5 protein-coding genes are annotated in these 8,135 nt (G+C 69.8%); 2 read left to right on the top strand and 3 right to left on the bottom strand.

Going from position 1 to position 8,135, the window contains the following annotated elements; all coding sequences use genetic code 11:
• Nucleotides 1-43: 43 nt before the first annotated feature.
• Complete coding sequence (locus tag ACFWI9_RS25315) at nucleotides 44-4,984, bottom strand: NAD-glutamate dehydrogenase (RefSeq protein WP_387165345.1); 4,941 nt, start codon at nucleotides 4,982-4,984, stop codon at nucleotides 44-46.
• A 500-nt stretch (nucleotides 4,985-5,484) separates the two neighbouring features.
• On the opposite strand from ACFWI9_RS25315, the gene ACFWI9_RS25310 reads away from it, so the two are divergent.
• Entirely contained in the window at nucleotides 5,485-6,051 is a 567-nt protein-coding gene (locus ACFWI9_RS25310; protein WP_387165344.1) for a DJ-1/PfpI family protein, read from the top strand.
• A 69-nt stretch (nucleotides 6,052-6,120) separates the two neighbouring features.
• On the opposite strand, the gene ACFWI9_RS25305 is transcribed toward ACFWI9_RS25310, so the two are convergent.
• Together ACFWI9_RS25305 and ACFWI9_RS25300 are read right to left on the bottom strand one after the other, a co-directional pair.
• Nucleotides 6,121-6,783 (bottom strand): HAD family hydrolase, encoded by a 663-nt coding sequence (locus ACFWI9_RS25305; RefSeq protein WP_387165343.1) that lies wholly within the window; start codon nucleotides 6,781-6,783, stop codon nucleotides 6,121-6,123.
• Between the two features lie 77 nt (nucleotides 6,784-6,860).
• Nucleotides 6,861-7,367, bottom strand: a complete 507-nt coding sequence (locus ACFWI9_RS25300) for a DUF6912 family protein (RefSeq protein ID WP_387165342.1) — start codon at nucleotides 7,365-7,367, stop codon at nucleotides 6,861-6,863.
• Nucleotides 7,368-7,628: 261 nt separating this feature from the next.
• Here ACFWI9_RS25300 and ACFWI9_RS25295 point away from each other — a divergent pair, with 261 nt between their 5' ends.
• On the top strand, nucleotides 7,629-8,069 hold the full coding sequence (locus ACFWI9_RS25295) for an Rv3235 family protein (protein WP_387165341.1): 441 nt from the start codon (nucleotides 7,629-7,631) through the stop codon (nucleotides 8,067-8,069).
• Nucleotides 8,070-8,135 lie beyond the last annotated feature (66 nt).

Here is an 8,135-nt window from a genome sequence, read left to right as displayed (position 1 = left end):
CCCCCCCGGGGGGGGCCCCCCCCCCTCAGTCACTCGGGCAGCGTCAGGTGTGTGCGCGCAGCAGCTGCCGCATCGTCCGCATCGCCACGGACAGGTTCGCCAGGTCGAACGTGTCCGAGCCCTGGATCTCCTCCAGCGTGCTCTTCGCCCGGCCCAGGATCGCCGCGTTCTTCTCCTCCCACGCCGTGTAGCGCTCTTCCGGGGTCGAGCTGTCGCTTCCGGCGGACAGCACATCCGAGGTGAGCATGGCGTGCGCCGCGTACAGGTCCTCACGGATGGAGGCGCGGGCCATGGACTGCCAGCGGTCGGCCCTCGGCAGCTCGATGATCCGGTCCATCAGCTCGGTGATCCGCAACCGGTCGGCCAGGTCGTAGTAGACCTCGGCGACGGCCAGCGGGCCCTTGCTGGTGCGGTCCGCGATCGCCACGATGTCGAGCGTCGGGAAGGCGGACGAGAACCCGGCGACCCGGGTCGCCAGCTCGCCCGGGACCCCCGCGGCCGTGAACTCCTCCAGCAGCCCCTCGTACCACTCCAGGTCGGCACCCCGGAGCATCTTCGGCAGCTCGGCCCAGACCTGCTCGACGCCCGCCGCGAAGAAGTCGATGGTCTCCGTGAGCTCCAGCGGCTGCGGCCGGTTGCCCAGCAGCCAGCGCGTACCGCGCTCCACGAGGCGGCGCGAGTGGAGCCGGATGCGGGTCTGGACATTGGCCGAGACCTTGTTGTCGAGCGCCTCGACGGCGTCCCACACCTCACCGAGCCCGAAGATGGCACGGGCGGCGGTCTGCGCCCTGACGATCTCCTCGATCGACGCCCCGGTCTCCTCACGCAGCCGGTGCAGGAAGGTCGAGCCGCCCGTGTTGACGGTGTCGTTGACCAGCACGGTGGTGACGATCTCGCGGCGCAGAGCGTGGCCTTCGACCGCCTCGGTGAACTTCTCGCGCAGCGCCCTCGGGAAGTAGGCGTACAGCAGGCCGCGCAGATACGGGTCGTCCGGCAGCGAGGTGCCGATCAGCTCCTCCGCCACCGTGATCTTGGTGTAGGCGAGCAGCACGGCGAGCTCGGGCTGCGACAGGCCCTGCCGGTTGTTCAGCAGGTCCCGGATCTGCCGGTCGTTCGGCAGGAACTCCAGCGCCCGGTCCAGCGCGCCGTCCCGGCCCAGCCGGCGCATGAAGCGCTGGTGGGCGTGGAGCAGGCTCGGGGACTGGGCGACGGCGTTGGCCAGGGCCACGTTCTGCGCGTAGTTGTTGCGCAGCACCAGACTGCCGACCTCGTCGGTCATCTCGGCGAGCAGCTTGTTGCGCTGCTTGACGGTCATATCGCCGTCCGCGACCAGACCGTTCAGCAGGATCTTGATGTTCACCTCGTGGTCGGAGGTGTCCACGCCCGCGCTGTTGTCGATGGCGTCGGTGTTGACGCGTCCGCCGCCCCGGGCGAACTCGATGCGCCCGAGCTGGGTCAGGCCCAGGTTTCCGCCCTCGCCGACCACCTTGACCCGCAGGTCCTCGCCATTGACGCGGATGGGGTCGTTGGCCTTGTCGCCGACGTCGGCGTTGGACTCGGTGGCCGCCTTGACGTACGTGCCGATGCCGCCGTTCCACAGCAGGTCCACGGGGGCCTGGAGGACCGCCTTCATCAGCTCGGCCGGGGTCAGCTTGGTGACGTCCTCGTCGATGCCGAGAGCCGCGCGGACCTGCGCGTTGACCGGGATCGACTTGGCGGTGCGGGGGTGGATACCGCCACCGGGCGACAGCAGTTCCTTGTCGTAGTCGGCCCAGGAGGAGCGGGGCAGCTCGAACAGCCTGCGGCGCTCGGCGTACGAGACGGCCGCGTCGGGCTCCGGGTCGATGAAGATGTGGCGGTGGTCGAAGGCAGCGACCAGCCGGATGTGCTCGGACAGCAGCATGCCGTTGCCGAACACGTCACCCGACATGTCGCCGACACCGACGACGGTGAAGTCCTCGGTCTGGGTATCGTGCCCGAGCTCGCGGAAGTGCCGCTCGACGGACTCCCAGGCGCCACGGGCGGTGATGCCCATGCCCTTGTGGTCGTAGCCCGCCGAACCGCCGGAGGCGAAGGCGTCGCCGAGCCAGAAGTTGTAGGAGACCGCGACCTCGTTGGCGATGTCGGAGAAGGTGGCGGTGCCCTTGTCGGCGGCGACCACGAGGTAGGTGTCGTCCTCGTCGTGGCGCACCACGTCGTACGGCGGCACGACCTCGCCCGCCACCATGTTGTCGGTGATGTCGAGCAGCGCTGAGATGAACGTCTTGTAGCAGGTGATGCCCTCGGCGAGCCAGGCGTCGCGGTCCACGGCCGGGTCCGGCAGATGCTTGGCGACGAAGCCGCCCTTGGCCCCGACCGGCACGATCACGGTGTTCTTCACCATCTGCGCCTTGACCAGGCCGAGGATCTCCGTACGGAAGTCCTCACGCCGGTCGGACCAGCGCAGACCGCCTCGGGCGACCTTGCCGAAGCGCAGGTGGACACCCTCGACCCGCGGCGAGTACACCCAGATCTCGTATGCCGGGCGGGGAGCCGGCAGGTCCGGGATGGCCTGCGGGTCGAACTTCATCGACACATAGCCGTGCCGGGTGCCGCCCCCCGCCTCCTGGAAGAAGTTGGTGCGCAGGGTGGCCTTGATGAGGGTGAGGAAGGAGCGCAGGATCCGGTCCTCGTCCAGGGAGGCGACCTGGTCGAGTGCGAAGTCCAGCTCTTCGAGGAGCCCGTCGATCAGCTCGGTGCCGGCGTGCTGGCGGTCCGGCGACATCCGGGCCTCGAAAAGGTTGATCAGCAGCCGGGTGGTGTGGACGTTGTTGAGGAGGGTGTCCTCCATGTAGTCCTGGCTGAAGGTCGAACCGGCCTGGCGCAGGTACTTGGCGTAGGCGCGCAGCACCACGGCCTCACGCCAGTTGAGTCCGGCGCGCAGTACGAGCGAGTTGAACGAGTCGTTCTCGGCGGCGCCGGTCCACACGGCGGCGAAGGCGTCCTGGAAGCGCTCGCGGGCGTCGTCGCCGAGGTAGTCGCCGCCACCGCTGGGGAGCGGCATCCGCAGACCGAAGTCGTAGATCCAGGCGTGGGTGCGGTCGGCGCAGCGCAGCTCGTACGGGCGCTCGTCGATGACCTCGACACCGAGGCGGTTCAGCACGGGCAGCACGACGGACAGGGAGACCTGCTCCCCGAGCCGGTAGATCTTGAACCGGCGCTCGCCGGGGGCGGCGCCGACCGGCTCGTACAGGGAGAGCGAGAACTCCTTGCCGGAGCTGGTGAGCTGGTCCAGGTGCGACAGGTCGGAGACGGCCGCGCGCGGTGAGTGGTCGGCCTTGTAGCCCTCGGGGAAGGCGTTGCCGTACTTGCGCAGCAGCTCGGCGGCGCGCTCCTCGCCCGCCTCGGCGTTGAGGGCCTCGGCGAAGCCGTCGGCCCAGGAGCGGGCGGCCTCGACCAGCCGGGCCTCGATACGGTCCTTGTCGGTGTCGGTGAGGTGGGTGAGCTCGCTGCCCGGCGCCACGCGCACGACGAAGTGCAGCCGGGTGAGCACCGATTCCGTGCTCATCAGGGTGAAGTCGACACTGCTGCCGTCGAGCTCTTCCTTGAGGATGCCGGTCAGGCGCTCGCGCACGGTGGTATTGAAGCGGTCGCGCGGCAGGTAGACGAGCGCCGAGTAGTAGCGGCCGTACTCCTCCTGGCGCAGGTAGAGCCGCAGCCTGCGGCGCTCCTGGAGGTAGAGCACGCTGGTGACGATCTCGCGGAGCTGGTCCGGTGGGGTCTGGAACAGCTCGTCGCGCGGGAAGGTCTCCAGGATCTGGAGCAGGTCGCGGCCGTCATGGCTGTTCGGCGAGAAGCCGGCGCCTTCGAGGACCTCGGCGACCTTTCGGCGGATCACGGGGACCCGGCGGACGGACTCGGTGTACGCGGCCGAGGAGAAGAGCCCGAGGAAGCGCCGCTCACCGATGACGTTGCCCTTGCCGTCGAACTTCTTGACGCCGACGTAGTCGAGGTAGGACGGGCGGTGCACGGTGGCGCGGCTGTTGGCCTTGGTGAGGATCAGCAGCTTGTGCTCGCGGGCCTTGGCGCGGGCGTCGGCGGGCAGCCGGTTGAAGGAGGGGCTCACGGGGTGGCCGTGGGCGTCGTCGCCGCTGTGGTGCGGGTCGGAGCGGAGGATGCCGAGACCGGTGCCGGGGACCGCGGACAGCGCGTCGCCGTCCACGAGGTTGTACTCCCGGTAGCCGAGGAAGGTGAAGTGGTCGTCGGCGAGCCAGCGCAGCAGCTCGCGGGCCTCCTCGACGTCCTGGCCCCGGATGTCGTCGGCGATGGGCTCGCCGGGCAGTCCCTCGGCGATGCGCAGCGCGGCCTCGCGCATCTTCTCCCAGTCCTCGACGGCCTCGCGGGCGTCGGACAGGACGCGGAGCAGGTCGGCGGTGATCTGCTTGAGGTCGGCGCGGTCGGTCTCGCGGTCGATCTCGACGTGGATCCAGGACTCCACCAGCGCGTCGTGGGGCAGCCCGGCGCCGTTCTGCTCGGCGCGGAGCACCTCGATGAGCTTGCCGGTGACATCGCGGCGGACGGTGATCTGCGGGTGGATCACGACATGGATGCCGCGGCCCTGGCGGGTGAGCTCGTTGGTGACGGAGTCAACCAGGAAGGGCATGTCGTCGGTGACGACCTCGACCACGGAATGGCTGGACGTCCAGCCGTTCTCCTCGACGGTCGGGGTGTGCACCCGGACGTTGGCCGTGCCCTGCGGACGGTTCTCCGCCAGCCGGAAGTGCGAGACGGCTGCGCCGTAGACGTCGACCGGGTCGCGGTCGGTGAGGTCCTCGGGCGCGGTGTGCAGGTAGTAGCGCTGGAGGTACGCGAGGAGTGCGGCCTGGTCAGGCCGTTCCCCGCCGTCGGACCCAGTCGGAAGTTGCCCCCCGCCCGGGCTGTTCTCAGCAACCCGAACGGCCCTTTCGAGCAACTCGGCCTTGGCTTCGTCCAGCTTGGTCTGCATGTCCTCTGGCTCCTGTCGCGCGCCGTTGCGTGACGTCGGTGGAAACATCGGCAGTACGCCACGACGCGGGGTGTCCGGTCAGGATCGACGCTATGCCGAAATGGGAGATGTCCGAGCCGTGTTCGGCCGATTCCGGCGGCGGGCCCGGGCTGTACCACGGGCCGCGACTTCGCGGGCCGCGGGGAAGATCAGCTCGCACCCGGCCGCCATGGCGTCCCGGGCGCAGTCGGGGGGCGGCGCTGCCCCCGCGGCGTATCGCGCTGATCACGGGACTAAGGCTATCGCTCCCCACCCTGGAGCCGTCATGAGCCGTATGTGTACAAAACCGGGGCCGGAAGTTTGACACTCTGGACAGCGACACATGCGCTCTTGGCAAAAAGACGGCGAGCGGGCAGGTTGACCTCGTGGACAAGGACCACAATCAACCCTAAAAGCAGTGAACAACGCGGGACCCGAACGACAGCGACAAATCAATACATCGAATCCGGGGAGCAGCAGCCATGACTGTGCAGATCCTGATCGTCACCGGCGACGCGGCCGAGTCACTCGAAGTGCTGTATCCGTACCAGCGGCTCCGCGAGGAGGGGTACGAGGTCCATATCGCCGCCCCCGCGCGCAAGAAGCTCCAGTTCGTGGTGCACGACTTCGAGCCCGGCTTTGACACATACACGGAGAAGCCTGGCTACACCTGGCCCGCCGACCTGGCGTTCTCCGAGGTCGATCCGGGTGACTACGCGGCGATCGTGATCCCGGGCGGCCGGGCGCCCGAGTACCTCCGCAACGATCCCGAACTCCGCAAGATCCTCAAGTCCTTCTTCGACGCCGACAAGCCCGTGGCACAGATCTGCCACGGCCCGCTGCTGACGGCAGCCGTCGGCAGCCTCACGGGCCGCCGTGTCACGGCGTACCCGGCCCTCGAACTGGACATGCAGTCGGCCGGCGCCTCCTTCCGCGACTCGGAGGCCGTGGTGGACGGCACCCTGGTGTCGTCCCGGGCCTGGCCGGACCACCCCGCATGGATGCGCGAGTTCCTGAAGGTGCTGCGGGAGAAGGCCCCGCTGGGCTGAGCCGCCCTGAGCCCCGGCCCCTGCCGTGGCGACAGGGGCTGCGAGGCCCCCGCTCCCGTCACCCGCGGGCTACGCCGGCAGCTCCTCCGCGACCAGCACCGCCTCGGCGAGGGTGTCCACCACCGGAACCCCGGCCACCCGAAGGCTGGCCGTGCTGTGCGACCCGCCTGAGTACAGCACCGCGCGGGCACCGACGTGGCGGGCGGCCACGGCGTCGTCCACCGCGTCGCCGATCACCACGATCCGCTCCGCTTCGACACCCTCCAGCGCGGCCAGATGGCGCACCATGTGCTCGGCCTTGCCGGTGTGGGACCCGCCGATCCTCCCGTCGACCCGGGTGAAGCGCGCCTCGATGCCGTGCCGCCGCACGATCGGCAGCAGATGCTCATGCGGGGCCAGCGAGAGCAGTGACTGCGTACGGCCCGCTGCCTGGCGTTCCGCGAGCAGCTCGGCGGCGCCTGCCGTGAGCCCGCACGCGTCCGCGCGCTGCCAGTAGTGCCGGTGGAATACGTCGTCCATGACGGCCCACTCGGCGTCCGTGGGGAGTCGGCCCATGAGGCGCTCGTAGAACCGGGGCACCGGCACGCAGTACAGGTCCCGGTAGCGCTCCAGCGTGATCGGCTCCAGGCCTATCTCCGCGAAGGACGCGTTGGTCGCCTCGATGACGGCGTGGATGTCATCGAGGAGTGTGCCGTTCCAGTCCCAGACCAGATGTGTGCTGTGCTTCCCCATGGCAGGAAACCGTACCTCCCGGGTCCGACACCCGACCTCCGCAGGCCGGACCGTGACCGGGTCGGACCGCGGCCGAGTCAGCCGATGAGCCCGGGAATCTCCTGCACACCGAACCACAGCAGCTCGTGGTCCTCGGCACCGTCCACGACGAACCGGGCGTCGTCGTCACCGTGGTCCGCGGCGCCGAGCGCGTCCGCCGCCGCGGACACGTCCGCTTCGGCCTCCCCGGAGTCCACGTGCACCGACGCCGCCTTCTTCAGAGGAACCGCCGAGGCGATCCGCACCTCACCGAGCGAGGACGAGCCGAGTCCGTGGCCGGGGTCGGCGACGGCGTCACCGTCAGGTACATCAACCGCGACCACGACCCGGCGCCTGGGCGCACCCGGGCTTCCCGCGAGCAGCCGCAGCGAGGCCGCCGCCGCCCTGCTGAGCGCGGCGTACTCGAGCTCCTCGATGTCGTCGGAGACGTACCACTCCCGCAGGGCAGGCGTGACGGCATAGGCCGTCAGCGGCCCGGGGCCCAGTTCACCAGCCTTGTACGCCTCTGCGAGACCGGGAGTGGTCAGGGGTACATAGACGCGCATGGCCGGCCGCTTTCGTCGTCGGGTGAAACACCTAAGGATACGTGTGTGATCGCCCATCAGAGTGCCCTGAGCATGCCTCGCGGTGCCGCTCCGGCACATGGGAAGCGCCTCCCATCAGGCCTCACTCCCGCCCCCTCACCCTGATAGGTGATTCCTCGCGCCACCGCCGCATGCGGCGACGCGGCTTGCGTCGATCCCGTCACTCCCCGTAGACAACCCGCGACTGAAAGTTACTCACGGGTATCGAAAGGGTCGCCAGCCATGGACCATCCACCGGCTCAGAATCGCACCGCGCCCGGCGGGCGCCACGACAGCCGTGGCCCGGGCCGTCTCACACCGGGCCGCCCCGGAGCGCCGGGAGCACGCTCACAGCTCCCCCGCTACTGGTTCGCTGAGCGTCTGCTCGCGGTCCTCAGCGGCACCCGGCCGGTCCACTGGATGCTCGGCCACACGGTGGGGGCCGGCTACGAGCACCTGGTCCGGCTGGCCCCGAGCGCCCCGCTGGCCACGAACGGCCCGCGGCCGGTCCTACGGCACTGCGACCAGTGCATCCCCCGCCCAGGGGTCATCGAGGCCTTCGCCCGGATCAGCACGGGCGAACGAATGACGGCCATGGCGTTCCGCTTGGAGCAGGGCGCTGACCTGCGCTGGCGCTGTGCGGCGGTGGAGCTGGGCGGCGAGCGGATCACCGTCGATGTGTGAGCCGTCCGGCAGGCACGGGACCACCGTGACGGCCGTGGGCCGGGCTCCGGCTGACCGGTGCCCGGC

Source organism: Streptomyces sp. NPDC127084, from assembly GCF_042724175.1.
Taxonomy (GTDB): Bacteria; Actinomycetota; Actinomycetes; order Streptomycetales; family Streptomycetaceae; genus Streptomyces.
The sequence above is the reverse complement of the archived record's forward strand: the minus strand, read 5'-3'. Positions and strand labels throughout refer to the sequence as shown.